Source organism: Roseburia sp., assembly GCF_041325975.1.
GTDB classification, from domain to species: Bacteria; Bacillota; Clostridia; order Lachnospirales; family Lachnospiraceae; genus Roseburia; species Roseburia rectibacter.
On the sequence record NZ_JBGLEJ010000005.1, the window covers coordinates 1657094 to 1675306 of the forward strand.

Annotated in this window: 18 protein-coding genes and 2 pseudogenes; 3 read left to right on the plus strand and 17 right to left on the minus strand. The window is 36.0% G+C overall.

The window, feature by feature from the left end; all coding sequences use genetic code 11:
* Positions 1–106: 106 nt before the first annotated feature.
* Entirely contained in the window at positions 107–598 is a 492-nt protein-coding gene (locus tag ACDD58_RS18755) for a hypothetical protein (RefSeq protein ID WP_370778674.1), read from the minus strand.
* Positions 562–714: a hypothetical protein gene (locus ACDD58_RS18760; protein WP_208913558.1), complete on the minus strand. Its 153-nt coding sequence runs from the start codon at positions 712–714 to the stop codon at positions 562–564. Before ACDD58_RS18760 ends, ACDD58_RS18755 begins: the two co-directional genes overlap by 37 nt.
* A 128-nt stretch (positions 715–842) precedes the next feature.
* On the opposite strand from ACDD58_RS18760, the pseudogene ACDD58_RS18765 reads away from it, so the two are divergent.
* Positions 843–1064: pseudogene (locus ACDD58_RS18765) on the plus strand (transposase); the annotation flags it as partial.
* A gap of 66 nt (positions 1065–1130) precedes the next feature.
* Here the strand turns inward: ACDD58_RS18765 and ACDD58_RS18770 are convergent.
* Entirely contained in the window at positions 1131–1403 is a 273-nt protein-coding gene (locus ACDD58_RS18770) for a hypothetical protein (RefSeq protein WP_370778676.1), read from the minus strand.
* On the opposite strand from ACDD58_RS18770, the gene ACDD58_RS18775 reads away from it, so the two are divergent.
* The gene (locus ACDD58_RS18775; RefSeq protein ID WP_370778677.1) at positions 1403–1645 is read left to right on the plus strand and encodes a hypothetical protein; all 243 of its coding nucleotides are present in this window, start codon (positions 1403–1405) and stop codon (positions 1643–1645) included. The genes ACDD58_RS18770 and ACDD58_RS18775 overlap by 1 nt on opposite strands.
* Positions 1646–1734: 89 nt before the next feature.
* Here the strand turns inward: ACDD58_RS18775 and ACDD58_RS18780 are convergent, their stop codons facing one another.
* From ACDD58_RS18780 to ACDD58_RS18820, 9 genes are all read right to left on the minus strand, one after another.
* Positions 1735–2310 (minus strand): hypothetical protein, encoded by a 576-nt coding sequence (locus tag ACDD58_RS18780; RefSeq protein WP_118091994.1) that lies wholly within the window; start codon positions 2308–2310, stop codon positions 1735–1737.
* Between the two features lie 18 nt (positions 2311–2328).
* The gene (locus tag ACDD58_RS18785; RefSeq protein WP_243094382.1) at positions 2329–2892 is read right to left on the minus strand and encodes an RHS repeat-associated core domain-containing protein; all 564 of its coding nucleotides are present in this window, start codon (positions 2890–2892) and stop codon (positions 2329–2331) included.
* A 119-nt stretch (positions 2893–3011) separates the two neighbouring features.
* Entirely contained in the window at positions 3012–3641 is a 630-nt protein-coding gene (locus ACDD58_RS18790; RefSeq protein ID WP_006859662.1) for a hypothetical protein, read from the minus strand.
* 998 nt (positions 3642–4639) lie between these two features.
* Positions 4640–4945 (minus strand): hypothetical protein, encoded by a 306-nt coding sequence (locus ACDD58_RS18795; RefSeq protein ID WP_015520303.1) that lies wholly within the window; start codon positions 4943–4945, stop codon positions 4640–4642.
* 229 nt (positions 4946–5174) lie between these two features.
* Complete coding sequence (locus tag ACDD58_RS18800; protein ID WP_370778678.1) at positions 5175–7217, minus strand: RHS repeat domain-containing protein; 2043 nt, start codon at positions 7215–7217, stop codon at positions 5175–5177.
* A gap of 37 nt (positions 7218–7254) precedes the next feature.
* Entirely contained in the window at positions 7255–8115 is an 861-nt protein-coding gene (locus ACDD58_RS18805) for a hypothetical protein (RefSeq protein ID WP_015520302.1), read from the minus strand.
* 315 nt (positions 8116–8430) lie between these two features.
* Complete coding sequence (locus ACDD58_RS18810) at positions 8431–8979, minus strand: hypothetical protein (RefSeq protein WP_370778679.1); 549 nt, start codon at positions 8977–8979, stop codon at positions 8431–8433.
* Complete coding sequence (locus ACDD58_RS18815) at positions 8970–9146, minus strand: AHH domain-containing protein (RefSeq protein WP_117922698.1); 177 nt, start codon at positions 9144–9146, stop codon at positions 8970–8972. The genes ACDD58_RS18810 and ACDD58_RS18815 overlap by 10 nt, the downstream gene beginning before the upstream one ends.
* Before the next feature lie 40 nt (positions 9147–9186).
* Complete coding sequence (locus ACDD58_RS18820) at positions 9187–9795, minus strand: DUF1963 domain-containing protein (RefSeq protein WP_007885004.1); 609 nt, start codon at positions 9793–9795, stop codon at positions 9187–9189.
* A gap of 128 nt (positions 9796–9923) precedes the next feature.
* Here ACDD58_RS18820 and ACDD58_RS18825 point away from each other — a divergent pair.
* Positions 9924–10145: pseudogene (locus ACDD58_RS18825) on the plus strand (transposase); the annotation flags it as partial.
* Between the two features lie 544 nt (positions 10146–10689).
* Here the strand turns inward: ACDD58_RS18825 and ACDD58_RS18830 are convergent.
* The 5 genes from ACDD58_RS18830 to ACDD58_RS18850 form a co-directional block, all read right to left on the minus strand.
* A complete protein-coding gene (locus ACDD58_RS18830) occupies positions 10690–11304 on the minus strand; it encodes a hypothetical protein (RefSeq protein WP_015520298.1) in 615 nt (204 codons plus the stop codon).
* Positions 11305–11429: 125 nt separating this feature from the next.
* Positions 11430–11594 carry a hypothetical protein gene (locus ACDD58_RS18835; protein ID WP_015520297.1) on the minus strand — a complete coding sequence of 55 codons (165 nt, stop codon included), beginning with the start codon at positions 11592–11594 and terminating at the stop codon, positions 11430–11432.
* Entirely contained in the window at positions 11578–11844 is a 267-nt protein-coding gene (locus ACDD58_RS18840; protein WP_370778682.1) for a transposase, read from the minus strand. Before ACDD58_RS18840 ends, ACDD58_RS18835 begins: the two co-directional genes overlap by 17 nt.
* Before the next feature lie 132 nt (positions 11845–11976).
* Positions 11977–17694, minus strand: coding sequence for a DUF6531 domain-containing protein (locus tag ACDD58_RS18845; protein ID WP_370778683.1), 5718 nt, complete (start codon positions 17692–17694; stop codon positions 11977–11979).
* A 48-nt stretch (positions 17695–17742) separates the two neighbouring features.
* Positions 17743–18213 carry a DUF4280 domain-containing protein gene (locus tag ACDD58_RS18850; protein ID WP_015520294.1) on the minus strand — a complete coding sequence of 157 codons (471 nt, stop codon included), beginning with the start codon at positions 18211–18213 and terminating at the stop codon, positions 17743–17745.

Genomic DNA, 18213 nt, shown 5'->3' on the forward strand with positions numbered 1-18213 from the left:
TTTATCCTTGTATCAGAATTTTCCGCCCCGATATTTGATAAATTCCACAAACCCTTGATTATATGAAGAGATTCCATTTCTTTATAAATCGCACCCCACTACCATTTCAGGTGCATTGTACAAAAAATACTCCAACATCATTTGCTTTTTCCTCTTTACTTAAAAATAGATAACCTATTGCATCATCTAAATAGAAGATATCTTGAAATTCTTCTGGAAAATCTCCTCCATATATCTGCATGCAAAATTGATAGGAGGCAAGTTCTAACTTTTCTTCTTGTAAAAATACAGGATTTGCACCAAAAAGAGAGCCATAATAACCATCAAATTCATTCATTTCTTTATCAATTACTATTTCTCTTGCTGAAATCAAAAAATCCGCATCATTTCTTGGAGAAGCAACAGAATGTAAAATTACTTTTGTATATCCGTTTTTTATATTCTGAAGTTCTTCTATATCACCGTTATAAACGATCGAGTCCAAAAAATAATCTTCTCTATTATAAGTAGTAAATACAGAAATAACCTGATCCTTCGGATAATTAAATTGAAGAGTTGAATTTAAAAAATTTGTAGGTATATTAAAAATAAAAACCATTTTTCTCCATTAGGATTAGTAGGCCACTCTACATCAGGAGGTAAAAAACTTTTTCCTCCAATACGCAAAATATTCAATTCATTATCTACCTTTTCAAATCTTACTAAGTTTGACATTGCATTTATTCTCCTTTCATTATCCTAGACACTTTAATTTAGTCTGTCTTTTATAGAATTTTTCAGCTTCTTTCCGAAGCTTTCTTGCCTGACTAGCTGGATATCCTGCTTTTCTCAATCCCCCTTCAAAGCTTGGGAGACCAAGTCTTGAAAAACAGCCAGCAAAAGAGAAAAAACATGAATATCAGGATAACACGGATCGAATAGAGGTGGAAAGAGCCTTCAGCTTAAGCAAGCGCTGCTATGGAATGGGCTTGATCAGAACCAAACTTTATGACACAACCCTAACTTCAATCGCGTTATCCGTATTTGTGACGAATCTGTTCAAGATACAGTCACGGATACTGTTTACATTTTTATGGCTGCTGGAACTATTAACACATCAATCTGCTGATTTTGAGCTGGAAGCGGTTTAATCAGCAGACACTATTTAGTGAATCCCCCCATACTTTTAAATCTTCGTTCAATAATTGTTTTCCTGAAACACCATTATACTCGCTCAGTAATGTTCCATCTGGTCCTCCATGCATACCAGAAACTATTGAAATATCTCCAGAAGATTGATTTACAATTTCCGCAAATTGACTTTGCCTTATATTCCCTGTCGAAACATATACACTTTGATTACCACCAACTTCTACCTTATAAAATGTAGGTTCATTATAAAATCTTGCATATGTTACTTGCAATGGAGCAACGTCAAAATGAAGATCAGAGAACGCTTAGGAAGTTGTTCTTCCTTCTTGTCGATGAAATGGCAGATATTACTTTCAACAGATCACTTGGTATTCTGATGGTTGCCTTAATGGCAAGCCTTCAGGAAATCTTAAAGCTCAGTGACGAACAACTGACTGCTTTTACTGCTGATTTTGAAGCAAGATTACCAGAATATCTGCGCAATGCACTCCACCCAGAGATTGCAATGGCATAAATTACTATTTTGTTAGCTGAAATATTGAATTTTCAAGGTACGAACCCCATTTTAGGTATGGGAAGTCTTAGTATCTAATTTATAAGGTGTTACATATTAGTCACATTGAAATTGTAAATGTCCTCTCTTGGATTTTTAAATCCGCTAAACTCATCAACTTTTACAAGAGAAAATAAAAATCCTGAATTTGGATTAGGAAATCCTTTTTTTTCCTTTCTCAAAAAACCTTTTACTGATAATAAGTATTTTCCGGCAGGAACATCATATTTAAAATCTGAATATTGTATGTCACCATCCCCCGTCTTAAACGATATTGCTTCCCCACAAAATTCACCTTCATTGAATGTATAGAAGGAACCTATATCTGAAATCCAAAGTCCACCTTCTATTTTTAAATTAAATCCTTCAATCTCAAACTTTTGTTCCCACTCATCATTAAATGTATTATCATATCCTTCCAGTTTAATAAGATGTTGTCCCGAATTTATTTTCGAAATAGGAAACCAAATCCCTTCTTTTTGCATAGCTAAATATAATTTTTTATCCTTTTGAAATTTATGTAATAATTTTTTTGATCTAATTTTTTCTTTTTTCAAAAAATCTTGTAGAACTTCCATTGAAAATAAACAAATACCATAACTATATGTACTTAAAATCCTATCCATAGAACTTCTCCTTTTATATTAATAATTTACTTTTACAGAAGCTTTTTGTGCTTTTTGTGCTTCCTGTAATTCTCTTATTTTCCTCAATGCTTCCTGTGGTGTCAAGTCGTTATAAATCTTAGAATTCTTGCTAAATGGAACCTTTAGATACCCCTTAACATCAATACTCTCATAAGCTTTGTCTCCTAGCTCCCAAAAATCTTCCAGTGTTCCCATAAATTTGCTTCCGTGGAAAGGTACTCCTTGCTCAATAAGAAGACGATGAAGTTTTTGATGAAGCGCCCCCGATCCAGCTGTCTCATATGGATACCATGAATATGCCGTCAGTTTAGCCCACTCCTCAATTCCTAATTTTTTCGCAACAGACCTTGGGAAAAGGTGATGCCCTAATCCAGTCTCTAAAAGATCTTTCCAATCCAATCCAAACGGATCAAGTTCCCACATTGTATTAAAAACATACCCATACAATGTTGGATTTCCACCTGCCAGCCCTATCGGATCCTGTTGCGTATACTGACCAAGACTTGGATCATAGTAGCGGAAACGATTATAATACAGACCGATTTTCTTTCTTATCCTCATACTGCCCTTGGAAACGAGATGGAATAAAATTCTTTTTCACCTGTTTTTGCACCCCCCATAGAATATCTAGAACCAAAATACAATTACATAAATAATTTTTACTTTAGTCCAATAAGAACCTAACCTTTTACATGTCTCTCATGGAAAGTAATCCAACTATCCTTGCTTTTTAATGAATTAAATAAAGCTGTTTTCTGTAATGCTACATATATTGCCACTGCTCTCGCTTGACAATTAATTGACTTTTGTGGATTAAATTCTATGTCTGTAAACCACTGATATTCAGATATATTCAAGTCATAGCCAAAATTTTTTATTAAAGCAGAAATATATATATAATCATAAAATGCTGTTTTGGGCTCTAACGTCCATATTTCATCATTTCTCACAAATCCCACCAACTTTCCAGAATTACAGTGTCGTTCATCTCTCTTTGCCTGTTTCGGAGACACGTTTAACAAATCTAAATATGGTCCCCCATTCTCATATTGCTTTGCTGCTTGAAAAACATTTTCCAAAAAAATACCATCTAATTCCAAAGAAAATGCTCCTATCTCTTTTCCAACCCGTACCTCACTCTTGCTTGACACTTCCAATGCCTTTTCATGTTTCATTTCATAGATAGACTGATGTAACGCTCTAATATTTTTTTGTTTTTGTGTTATCGAAAATCCTCCACTCCACATAAAATCAAAATTTTCACATATAACAACATCATCTTGAACACTCCATGCAGGGCGTTTTGCCATATTGATAACCTCCTTTTTTCATAAATAATCTCTCGGTATCTCCAAGCCACTAAACATAAGGCTTTCAGATTCCATTTTTATTAAAATCCCCCACTTTTTATCAAAAAACACTTGATAAACAGCCTCAAAAATGCGGCGCATTGCGCCTGTTTAATCAGAAAGCATATTTGTTCTAGCACAGCCGGTAAATTTTTGATTGAAGGCGATTTTTATTGCCAGATAATTACATCTGTCATTTTAACTATCAAAACTTTCTTTTTGAAAATCTCTGTAAATATTATCCTGATCCAGATGCCATTTCCAGCGACACCTAAGACCTCATTGACCGTTTTAGGAACTTGGATTTTTCATACACAGATGAACTGATACTGAATAAATATTCCAAGTATGGTCCTGCCCTAAGAACTCCTTCCTGTATGCAGCATTCTTATCTTCTTTCCATTGATTTTAAAATTACATCTTTGACTGACTGGATTGTACAGCTTAAAATCTATCCGTTATCCCTGTCTGCAAAACTGGAAGAAAAATGAATCATGATGGTGTTGAAATTTCGAAAACAAGAATCAAGTTATGATGACCGTTGGCAAGCTACAAATATGGTTGTTCCTGTGAATCCCCATGTTCTGATTCAAAGTACGAAAGAACCGTCCATCTGGCTATGAAAGCCAATCCACGTCTTATAAATATACCGCCGCGTGGCAACGTAAAAGAAAAAAATACAATGCAAGACCTTCTGCTGAACGCTCGAATAAGCGTGAGAAAATAGACTTCAAATTAGAAAGCGGCAGACACCGCTCTACTAAGATGTGGTACTATGTCTATTTCTTGTACTCTTATTTTCAATTTCGGATAATATTTACTTGTCAAACTTCAATGCCAGAGTTTCGCTGGCATAATCAATCAGAATTCGGAGACATCATATAATGTATTTTTTATCAGTTTTACTTTTTTAAAATAGTTTCTACATTCACTCAAGTCCAACTATAAGATTAGCTATTTTATTCATCAAAAAGCTCTAATGCTTGTTCCTGTAATTTCATTCCAATATCCTCAAGCTCTCTCAGCTCTTTTTCACTAAAACCACTATTAAAGCAAAACGCACCAAAAATATCGACCATTGCCATCGCTAATTTTTTAGGTACTAATGACTTTCCTTTGTAATACTCTATTGCAAAGGAAAGTGCTTCTTGCACTTGTCCTAGCATTTCCCTGTCCAATTCTCGAAATGCTCTTAATTTCACTGGAACAGATTCCTCACTTACCAATCCAGTATATATAGTCTCTATAGCCTGCTCTATATCCATAAAAATACTCCTTTAGAAATCTCTATAATCACACTCTTCAATAACTTCAACCATTTTATATACTTATAAAATATAGTAACTCACTCTTCTATTTCTTATAAATTCATAAAACAATTACCTCTTTTTATAAGAATTTAACCATAATCAAATTTCCACATACTCTTCTTTTTTACTTTGTAAACTTCTCTAATATTTCATACTAAAAATACATTCAATAATATATTTTCAGTTAACCTGGACACGTTATTGTCAACTTATTTGCAGGTACTCTTCCTTCAACTAATACCTCTTTAGACGAAACAGCATTTGAATATGGTCTTCCTCTCTTCAATCCCGCTGCACGTGCCTTTTCTGGAGTAGAAACATCTATAATGTTTTTATTCCCTAAAACATCTGGAATAACATCATCCGTATCAAACATAACTATCCTTTGCCCTGGTTCATTCCATTTTTCAATTACCTTAGGATCTGTTGTCGTTGATATAAATTGTGCGCCATTATGTCTGCTTCCATTCATAAGATGTCCCGCAATACTCATATTTCTTCCTGGTAATTTAGCTGATAAACCATCAGATACAACTTCGTCAGGACGTAAATTTCTCCAAACTTTAAAAAGTCCCAATAAATCCAGTTCAATATTTGTATCATAAACATATCCATACAGAGTTGGATTACCACCTGCCAATCTAATCGGATCCTGCTGCGTATACTGTCCCTGCTGCGAATCATAGTACCTGAATCGGTTATAGTACAGCTCGGTTTCTTCATCCTCATACTGCCCCTGGAAACGAAATGGAATAAAATTCTTTTCACCTAATGCTTCCTCCGTTTTTACACGCCCATAGATATTCAGATTTCTTTCCCAAACTTTCTTTCCCTCTTCATCATAGGCTTCCACTGGAGTTCCCAGATAGTCACTTATAATACTGTAATTCCCATCCTTAGTGATTTTTCCTCTGGGAATAAAGTCATCCTGAAATACCCATGTAATCAGATTATCCGGTATATTTTCTCCCTGCCCTGCTTCTTTTTTTGCTTTTTCCTCCTCTCGTTTTTCCAGCTTCAAAATATAATCCGCTTTGAAATCTACTTTATTTTCAGTTTTCCTTCTGCCCACTGTGCATTTCTCTTCCCATTCATGAAACAAGTTGTTTCCATTCCACAGGAATCTTATTACTTTTTGCTGCCTTCCCTCTGATACTCCTTTACTATGTATACTGGTTACTGACTTTTCAATCCTCCTGCCAAAAGTATCATATTGGAAGCTGACACAGCTTTTGTCCGGTCTGGTTACTTCCCGGAGCATGCCGTTTCCAAAATAACGGTACGTCCATGTACCTCCATCCGGTTCTATTTTCTTCGCCAGATTTCCCTCTTCATCATAGAAAAATTGCCTGCCCTTGGTTATAAGCTTCCCATATCCTCCCTGATATTTGTTCCGCTTTTCCTTCAAGTTAATACAGGATTTCTCTAAGCGGCTGCCCGCTCCGTAAATACGATCACTGCAATCTTTTGTTTCATACAGATTTCCTACAATATCTGCACTTCTAAAAATTGTCTCAAAACCAGATTCTTTTGCACTTACTAAGTTACTAAACTGATCATAAGAATACACTGTTGTTCCTTTTGTCAGTCCATTCGTAACCTCCTTTAACTGATAATTCACATCCCATTCATATCTGTGCCTGCGCAATGTATCCGACCAGCCGACAACATTTCCAAAAATTCCCTGATGAGCAGCGTCTGCCTTACTTCGCTGATTACTTACTTCGTGAAAAATCGGTCTGCCAGCTTTATCATAATCCCATGCACTACAGATATTATTAGAGAACAGACGCTGAGTCTCCTGCCCCAAAGCATTATATTCCATCCTGGACACCCACGGCTTTTCTTTATCCAAATATGCCGCCACTTGTGTCGCCTGTCCCATTTCATTCCGACTGGTAAGTATATTTGCTCCAAAACTGCTTACTGTCTGAATACAGTTTCCCAATTCATCATACTGATTAGATATCCAGTGCCTGCCCTGCCACTCTTTCGTAATCCTGCCCAACGAATCTCGTTCAAACTTTACCTTGCCATATTGGTTTTCCACCTCTATTAGAGCGCCATTCTTATTATAAGTAAAGTTCTCATAAGTTTTGTCATAATAATCAGTTCTTATCACACGTCCCAGTTTATCATAACAATACCTTGTATATCTGCCTCCCGGACGATTAATTTTTGTAACAAGACCAGAATAATCTCGTTCATATGTGCGGGTTAAAATCAAAAAAATTTACACGCTTTATTTTACCCTTCTGGGTTTCCTAAAAACACTCCGTCCAATACTTATATTTTTCACTTCTACAATTTATCTTCTGTAAATACTCCTTTTTTCTCTTTTCAAAAGTTCCTGTAGCAAAGCTCTTTTCCATTTCACTTGAAAAAAGGTTCATTAACTCCTTTCCTAAACTATTATATAAAATTGGTGTTATATCCTTAAATACCTCCTCAATCTCTTGTCTTGTCACATGCCTTTCATAATATTGAACAATGTCCTGATTCCAAAAAAACGCGTCAGAAAACTGTGCATCAAAATCCCATATTTCACTCGTCCAAAATGGCCTTTCTTCATTTATTGCAAGCAAATTATCGCTTTCCTTAAAAAGCAAAACTGAAATATACTTAAAGAATGAATATTTTATCGCTAAAGATCCTCCATAAATTTTATCAAATAACTTTACAATATTATTTCTATCAAATGCAATTGTTGTGTTAAACAAAGAAATGTCACCGAGTATTGTTTTATTTCCCATTTCCATCCGTTTCACTGTCTGTTCAACATAATATTCCATTACATATGGATATTTTTCTCCTACAGAATTTTTAAAATTTTGTTGATTAAAAAAAATCATAGAATTAAACTGACTATAAATATCTTCTGCCATTTTATTCTGATGCATGATTGCCTCTTCAATTATTCTCAAATAAAATGGCAATAAATATTCCATTAATTCCGGCTGAATATCTGATGAAAATCTACAATCATCCGCAAAATTTTGTAGAATTAAGTATTTTTCCGTAAATACCCCATCTATTTTTTCATTTGTAATAAAGCTTTTCAACACATCTTTATCTGTTTCATAAAGATTCATTTTTACCTCTGGCTTCTTAACTTTTATTGACATATTTTCGGCACCTTTGCATCTGTCGATTTTGGAGGTTGCAGTTCTGATACTTTATTAATATTGGGATACTTATTATTAACAACATCTGACATTCCCCTACTTCTTGCCTCATTTAACGCTTTTCTCAAATTATCAAGTTCTGCTCGTATCTGTTCATCATATGTATACCATCCTTTACTTGGCGGTCTCATTTTTCCCAGTATTTGTTCTCTTATTCGATGCACAACTCCATGCGTTCCACCTGTTCATAACCAAGAGGGCAACTTAACTCCTTTACAGAATTCTCCCCCTTTAACTGGTAATTTATTTTCTTACCTATACTTCTTTAAAATCAATTAACAAACCATTTTTCTTGCATATATCTACGAACAATTCACTTACAACAAAATCTGTAATACTTTCTTTATCTTTCGCAATAAAAAATTCCTCTTCAATATCTCTTCTAAACTTTATAAAATTTAACACTCTCTCACCATCACTTAATGTACGATATGTTGATGCTTCTTTATCTATTATAGGTATACGTAGTATGATTTTAGCGGCATACCATTCTAAACTAACGTCTTGACAAACTAATCTACAAGAAAAAAACTTCATTTCTTCTCTCAATAAATTTCCAATTTTTTCAACAAATCGCTTAGAAAACAACAATGCAGATGGACAAAAAATATAATCTGTTTTCTCAATATTTTCCAGTGTATAACCAGTGCCCGCAACAAACTCCAATCTTCTTCTTTTTATTTTTTCTTCATTTCCTATGTCCAATCTAAAAAATGAAAAAATTTCATCATCATTTTTTTTAAATCCTGCCATACAATCAGGATGATTTAGAGTTGTATTTATTTTATATAATTTTAATGACATTTTATCACTCCTTTTTTTAAATTTTTTTTAACTTCGCTTTGTAACATTCTAATTTCTTTTTGAATTTTCCTCTTTCCCCAATTGTTTTCTTTAGCAAGCATGCTAATTGTATCCAATTCTTGACTAATATATTGATTGTACTCACTATGAACATTGTTCCATCCCACATGGATTCCATTTCTTTATAAATCGCACCCCACTACCATTTCAGGTGCATTGTACAAAAAATACTCCAACATCATTTGCCTTTTCCTCTTTACTTAAAAATAGATAACCTATTGCATCATCTAAATAGAAGATATCTTGAAATTCTTCTGGAAAATCTCCTCCATATATCTGCATGCAAAATTGATAGGAGGCAAGTTCTAACTTTTCTTCTTGTAAAAATACAGGATTTGCACCAAAAAGAGAGCCATTATAATCATCAAATTCATTCATTTCTTTATCAATTACTATTTCTCTTGCTGAAATCAAAAAATCCGCATCATTTCTTGGAGAAGCAACAGAATGTAAAATTACTTTTGTATATCCGTTTTTTATATTCTGAAGTTCTTCTATATCACCGTTATAAACGATCGAGTCCAAAAAATAATCTTCTCTATTATAAGTAGTAAATACAGAAATAACCTGATCCTTCGGATAATTAAATTGAAGAGTTGAATTTAAAAAATTTGTAGGTATATTAAAAATAAAAACCATTTTTTCTCCATTAGGATTAGTAGGCCACTCTACATCAGGAGGTAAAAAACTTTTTCCTCCAATACGCAAAATATTCAATTCATTATCTACCTTTTCAAATCTTACTAAGTTTGACATTGCATTTATTCTCCTTTCATTATCCTAGACACTTTAATTTAGTCTGTCTTTTATAGAATTTTTCAGCTTCTTTCCGAAGCTTTCTTGCTTGACTAGCTGGATATCCTGCTTTTCTCAATCCCCCTTCAAAGCTTGGGAGACCAAGTCTTGAAAAACAGCCAGCAAAAGAGAAAAAACATGAATATCAGGATAACACGGATCGAATAGAGGTGGAAAGAGCCTTCAGCTTAAGCAAGCGCTGCTATGGAATGGGCTTGATCAGAACCAAACTTTATGACACAACCCTAACTTCAATCGCGTTATCCGTATTTGTGACGAATCTGTTCAAGATACAGTCACGGATACTGTTTACATTTTTATGGCTGCTGGAACTATTAACACATCAATCTGCTGATTTTGAGCTGGAAGCGGTTTAATCAGCAGACACTATTTAGTGAATCCCCCCATACTTTTAAATCTTCGTTCAATAATTGTTTTCCCGAAACACCATTATACTCGCTCAGTAATGTTCCATCTGGTCCTCCATGCATACCAGAAACTATTGAAATATCTCCAGAAAATTGATTTACAATTTCCGCAAATTGACTTTACCTTATATTCCCTGTCGAAACATATACACTTTGATTACCACCAACTTCGACCTTATAAAATGTAGGTTCATTATAAAATCTTGTATCCTCTATAGCTGCCAAATTTTCAATGTCATAAAAATCAGATATGCAAGAAACCTCATTTCCGTTCATATCAAATGAATACTGACCACGATATGCCGTTTTTTACCAGTCCTGAGTTCATCCATGCCTTTAAATACAAAGTGTATTGCCACACCAGTAAGAAAATCTGCCCCATCTGTTTCCAGTCAAACGCATGTATTTCTTTTTTCTCCTTAGTTTCCTATGATGAAATAATATCAATATATTCTTTATACTCTATAGGAATCGGTCTATTAAAAACTAAATCTTTCATAGGATCCACATTTTTACCAAATTTATAACAAAGATATAATCGTTCATTAAATTCTGCATAAATTCGAACATTAGTTAATTCATATTTATCTATTGTCTCATTATCTGTAAACGGAATTTCAGGCATGATATAAATACAATTTCCTATATCTCCTTCTATTAACGCTCCTCCACCATCTCCGAGAAACATTATCTCCCGTTCATCTGCCGTACCTTCCCATAGAGTTATCTTTCTAGCGCGTATACCCAACATATGGATCTGATATACAGGCGGCTTATACTCCTTAAGCGGCTCCACTTTTTGCTTATAAATATTGCTGCATGAGATAAATTGTTTTGTAACGTAGGTACAGAATAAAATAGGCGCTTTATTTAAATCAATATTTTCCCAATTATTATCTGTATTAAATAAATTAAATACTAATAGCTGAGCTCTATTTATCATTTGTGCCAACACATAAACATTTTCTTTTCTATTTTCATCTCTACGTCTGGTTTCTATGCTAATTACCTGATTAGCCCGCCAAATTACCCTTTTCATCATTTAAATTCCTTTCCTTCTAAGTCAGCAACCACCAGTTCAACTGATGTTTTGCTTTTAGCCCTCTAAAGGGCTAATGTTACTGCTCTCCACAAAGAGCAGTGCCACAAGCATTATTACTGATCCGCTTATAAAGCGGTACTTCTTGAATCTTCTTTTCTTGATTCCTCTGCTTGCTCTTTAATATATTTTTGTACTGCTTCGTCGGTGATATTACCAATTGTTTCTACATAAATATCACCTTGCCCCAAACGCCATACCCCACTTACTCTGTTTTTACCTGCACTTGTCATAAATCATTAACGTACTTTTACCCTTCAAGTATCCCTTAAAATTAGATATACTGAGTTTTGGCGGAAGCACTACAATTAGATGCACATAATCCATAAATACTGCATTTGTAATAATATCCACTTCTTTATATTTACACAATGTACTAAGAATCTCCCTTACATCTTCCCTCAATTTCCCATACAATACTTTGGAATAAAAACTATATGATACTGGCATTTCCATCGAGTGTGATGAACTTCTGTTGTCCATTTGAACCTCCTATGCTACAATGAAATTTGGCTTGCGACACCAATTTCATTGTAGCATAGGAAAATTTTTATTGATATCCTCACCGTTTCCAACCACTCTAATCTCCTCAGCATAGCTAGGAGATTAGACATTTCATTTACAATAAACTACTTTATTATTTTGTTTTTCCAGATATTCATCTGCCTGTTTAAAATAAATATCTTTGTTAGGATTATTTACTCCTACTGGATTTTGTTTATTAGCAACTTTTGTTATATCTCCTTCAACTTCGGAAAGCTTTATTTCATAATAACGTTGCTCTAATCCTCTTGCTATTTGTTTACCAGTTTCATCTGGCTGGAAAAATACTGGGCTAGGAGCTACACCTCCAAATTGTTTAAAGTTACCACCATATCGTCTATTAACTATTTCTTGTGCAGTTAAGTTTAATTCAGATGGTGCGCTTGCATATCCGACATATGGCAAACCATTTTTCACTCCTATATAAGTTACATGAGTTCTACCAGTTCCTGTTTTCACATCTAACCCAAATAGGTCTATCTCTCCCAACGTATTAAAAACATACCCATAAATCGTTGGATTACCACCTGCCAATCCAATCGGATCCTGCTGCGTATAACATCCTTCCTCTGGCGAATAATACCGGAAACGATTATAATATAATCCTATTTCTTCATCCTCATACTGTCCCTGAAAACGGAATGGAATTAAATTCTTTTCACCTAATGCTTCCTCCGTTTTTACACGCCCATAGATATCCAGATTTCTTTCCCAAACCTTCTTTCCTTCTTCATCATAGGCTTCCACTGGAGTTCCCAGATAGTCACTTATAATACTGTAATTCCCATCCTTGGTGATTTTTCCTCTGGGAATAAAGTCATCCTGAAATACCCATGTAATCAGATTATCCGGTATATTTTCTCCCTGCCCTGCTTCTTTTTTTGCTTTTTCCTCCTCTCGTTTTTCCAGCTTCAAAATATAATCCGCTTTGAAATCTACTTTATTTTCAGTTTTCCTTCTGCCCACTGTGCATTTCTCTTCCCATTCATGAAACAAGTTGTTTCCATTCCACAGGAATCTTATTACTTTTTGCTGCCTTCCCTCTGATACTCCTTTACTATGTATACTGGTTACTGACTTTTCAATCCTCCTGCCAAAAGTATCATATTGGAAGCTGACACAGCTTTTGTCCGGTCTGGTTACTTCCCGGAGCATTCCGTTTCCAAAATAACGGTACGTCCATGTACCTCCATCCGGTTCTATTTTCTTCGCCAGATTTCCCTCTTCATCATAGAAAAATTGCCTGCCCTTGGTTATAAGCTTCCCATATCCTCCCTGATATTTGTTCCGCTTTTCCTTCAAGTTAATACAGGATTTCTCTAAGCGGCTGCCCGCTCCGTAAATACGATCACTGCAATCTTTTGTTTCATACAGATTTCCTACAATATCTGCACTTCTAAAAATTGTCTCAAAACCAGATTCTTTTGCACTTACTAAGTTACTGAACTGATCATAAGAATACACTGTTGTTCCTTTTGTCAGTCCATTCGTAACCTCCTTTAACTGATAATTCACATCCCATTCATATCTGTGCCTGCGCAATGTATCCGACCAGCCGACAACATTTCCAAAAATTCCCTGATGAGCAGCGTCTGCCTTACTTCGCTGATTACTTACTTCGTGAAAAATCGGTCTGCCAGCTTTATCATAATCCCATGCACTACAGATATTATTAGAGAACAGACGCTGAGTCTCCTGCCCCAAAGCATTATATTCCATCCTGGACACCCACGGCTTTTCTTTATCCAAATATGCCGCCACTTGTGTCGCCTGTCCCATTTCATTCCGACTGGTAAGTATATTTGCTCCAAAACTGCTTACTGTCTGAATACAGTTTCCCAATTCATCATACTGATTAGATATCCAGTGCCTGCCCTGCCACTCTTTCGTAATCCTGCCCAACGAATCTCGTTCAAACTTTACCTTGCCATATTGGTTTTCCACCTCTATTAGAGCGCCATTCTTATTATAAGTAAAGTTCTCATAAGTTTTGTCATAATAATCAGTTCTTATCACACGTCCCAGTTTATCATAACAATACCTTGTATATCTGCCTCCCGGACGATTAATTTTTGTAACAAGACCAGAATAATCTCGTTCATATGTGCGGGTTAAATTGTCATACCCTGTCTCCTTAACAATATTCCCCTTTACATCTCGCTCAAAACGATAGACTTCTTCCTTTTCATTCGTAATGGAAACCAACTCTTCCTGCTTGTTATATTCATATACTATTTTTCGATTACCCTGCCTTCTTGAAGCTATATTTCCCAATATAGTATATGTAAATTCCACCTGTGTTTTTCTATCTTTTGCGCAAAGTACATTATCATAGGCATCATAAGTAAGCTGGACTTCGTTTCCATCTGCCAGTTTTACTCCTATCATACGATTTAAATTGTCATATTTGTATGTTTCCACCGCACCTAAAGGATTTTTTGCCGTGAGGCAATTTCCTCTCTGGTCATATTCCCACGTAGAAAAACTACCATCCGGCAGCGTAACCTTGCTCAAATTCAAGTAACTATCATACTCCAAAAGAACTTCTGCATGATTTGCATAAATTACTTTTTCCACCAACTTATATTGGTTATACTGGTATACGGTTTCCATCCCTGCTTCATCTACCGTTTTCTCTAACGTGTCATCATCATGATAAACCCACTGTCTGATTCCTCCTTCCGGGTTTTTTACCTCCACAAGCCGCCCTGTTTCATCATAAGAAAAACATACTTTACTCGCATCTGCCCGCGTAACCGCTGTAATTTGCGACCAGCCATTATACTGATACAACGTAAAACGTCCTTCTTCGTCAGTCTGACTTATCAACTGATATTTATCATTATACTCTTCTCTTGTTTCAGTCAAGTCAGGATATATGATTTTCGTACAGAGCATTCTTTCATCATAATGATATTCACTGAGTCGGTTTTCCTGTTGTATTCTAACTGTATTATACCTTTCCTCATCATAGTAATCAATCTGCAAGTTTAAGACATCTCCGTCTCCCCATGTTCCAACTGCTCTAGCTCCTTCCTCATACTTATCATATTTCCAATAGAAGGAATTCTTGTTTCTATCAATTTTCCGTACTAATAAATGATTCCGGTATTCCAAACAAGTATCTGCACCAACTGCATCAGTGATTTTCTCTAAATCCTGTTTTTCATTATAAGAATAACAAACCAACACATGTGAATCCTGGCAATTCTCTTTTAAAGCCACCTGTGTAATGCGTCCTTCAGGGTTCGTTATGACATCCAGTTTCCTTCCTACACTATCTACCACTTGACATAAATATCCGTTATGGTCATAGAAAAACTGTATGTGATGCCCCTGCGGATTCTGTATCTTAGTAAGTTTATACGGTAAATAACCATTTGAACTCGGATCAAACAGATAACTATATCTGCTTTCCGGATCAAACAATTGGTAATGATCCTCTTTTCTTCTTAAAAGAAGTTTATTTTCATCACTAAAAACTTCTTCCCCTATTATAATATCAGGGAATACACATGCACGCCCATCATTTAAAAAAACTATTACTGCCAGTTCCTCTTCCAGTACTTCCAATCCCATCTCATAATTGTAACGTGTCCCATGTCCCAGATGCCCCGCAACTTGACTAGCGCTGCACCAGATACGCCGCCATTGTAATGGTAAAGGTCCCGGCAATTCAAAATCAATGGTATCATATATCACATTTCCTGTAATTAAATCTACCGGATCTCCACCCAATTTACAAAATGCTTTTTCTAACCATTTAGGCATATTTTTACCAAATTTTTCCAATAGCTTACGAGAAGTCTTTCGAATTGCTACAGATGTTGCCGGCATTATAAAACCTATTCCAAAAGATATCAATCCCTGTTTCGAGTCATAAGTTCCACCTTTAAAAAGAATATCTATCCCTTGCGAAATTGCATCTGTCAAAAAGGAAACTCCACCACTGACGAACATTTTAGTAAGGAGCTTCGCTCCCTTTAAAGCTTTGATTCCCAAAATTGCGCCAGATACTGCTCCCTCGATTGCTCCTTTTGCACCAGCTAAAGCATAATCCTGCCAGTCACTTACCTCTCCCCGCATAATATCTGATACCGCCATCACTCCAACTGCAAGCGTCCCGCTAATTGCAGCCCCCATACCTACCGCAGATGCAGAAACCCCGATAGCAGCCAATGCAGCACCTCCCGAAGCCACTACTGCTGCCGCCGCCACTGCAACCACTGCAACCACTGCCAAGCCAATCAATACGTTTTTCAGTAATTTCCCCCACTCAAATTTCTTTTCTTCATAAGCAATTTCTTCATTCAGCCGGTCAGTAAAAATCGCCTTTTTTCGCCCTTCATAAATCAGATTATTTCCTGCTTTAATATGAGTATCACCATCTGAACCCCCAAGCAAATAAAGTGAAGATTCCTCCTTTGCCCCCGCAACAATATTTCCTGTCTTGGCAAATATCTTTATTAATTCTTTTGCTTCCAGAGAAAGTTTCTGTTTCGTAAAAATATTTAAGTCTTTATCGCTTCGAATAGATACCCCATTTTCGGCAACCATTTTCATAAATAACTTTTCGTGTGCCTCAAAACTAATATCTGTTGCTCCCAGCTTTAATTCTTTTCCCTCCGGTATTCCCATGTATTTCAGCCTGGGGTTGGAGGTCTTAGCACAACTGCCCCCATTTTTCCGCACTGCATTCATCGCAATCGCACTATTTTCATCGCTGCTGGAAAAATACAGCGAAAGAGTACTGCCAATTTCAGGCATACAATAAAACAGGTTATTTGCCTGCGATGCATAAGGAAACCAGCAGGCAGGCCCCATATTATGCCCCCCATCTATCTTAAGTTCTAATTTTACCCGCTGATTTTCTGTTTCCAAAACCTTGCCCAGTAAAGAAATTCCCTGTATATGAGCATTACTTTTTTTAGGTATGCTCAATGAAGCTTCAAATCCCAATATGTAAGTATAGTAAAGTGCACCTTTCATTAAGAAAGTCTGACTTTCTTCTATTACCATTGGATGTCCTTCATACTCTACAATATTACCCAGTTCGAAACGTTCTTTACTTCGTAGATGATACTTTACAAACTGCTCCTCCTGCACCCAAAAACCGGCTGCAACTGCCTCCTGATACTGTGTTGCATCCTTCTGGATGGTTACTTCACCCGCGCTTTTTATTGTTTCAATATTTTTAGGCAGACCAAACCAGAGCCTTGGTCTCCTTCCTAATACATCTGCTACCAACTGTGTTTGAAAATGAGTTGCCAGACGTTTACAAAACTCCCAGTCTGTTTCCCGATACTGAAGAATAAACTTCCCTATTTCCTGATCTGGAGATGCTGTGCTATTGACAAATGCACTCCCCTGGTAATTTGTCAATACCTGTTGAATTAATGCAGAGTAACTCATTTCTTTATTCTGAAAAGAACGGCTCTTTTCCTCATAATCCAATAAACTGCTCCATGATAATCCATTGATTTCTACATAGTAAATACAATCGTGGTAAGATATACTTACATCTATCACAACACCAGAAAAAAGTAATATTTTCTCCGAATCTTTCTCTCCATATACAACAATAGGGGCTTTGCTCCCTACCTGATGAATGCATTCCTTCCCCGCTTCTTCCTGTAAAACACCTTTTACCCATATCTGACCATGTTGGTTTAATTTTCTGGTAATCCTCAGTTCATAAACCATTTGAAGTAAATATGGACATTCTACTTTTATCTGCCCCTGCATGAATTCATCCGGAATTCCATCAAGAGAAAGTTGATTATCACTCATTTTTATTCCTCCTTTGCGCGTACACGGAAGCCCTATCCCTCTCTTACATTAGTACACTCCCTGTCCGGCATCCATAAATCCAATAACCCCTCCATACTTACAGGTAATTGTGCATTTTACAGTAAGCGCCGGTTCTCCATCCACCAACGTTTCTTCTTGCGCATCTGCCCATTCCTTTGCTAATTCTGGTTCACACAATTTTCCCTCTATAGGCAATGGAACCTCAACTGGATTTCCATCCTCGTCCGTAACTTGTAACAAATCCTTTGTATCCTCAATCTTTATATCTATCCCATCTTTTGTTTCTGACCGACAAGCCCCAAAAGGTGGAATATTCTTATCTATTCCCACTTTACAATCTGTCCTATTCATCATCGCTTTATCTCGTATATACGAGCCATGAGATGCCGGCATATCCAATTTTCTTGTATGTGTTCCACAAGAACAATACATAGTTGCCCCCCGCACTACATAAGGATAGTGCATCTCTTCTGTTTCAGTTTTCATTTCATCTGACAT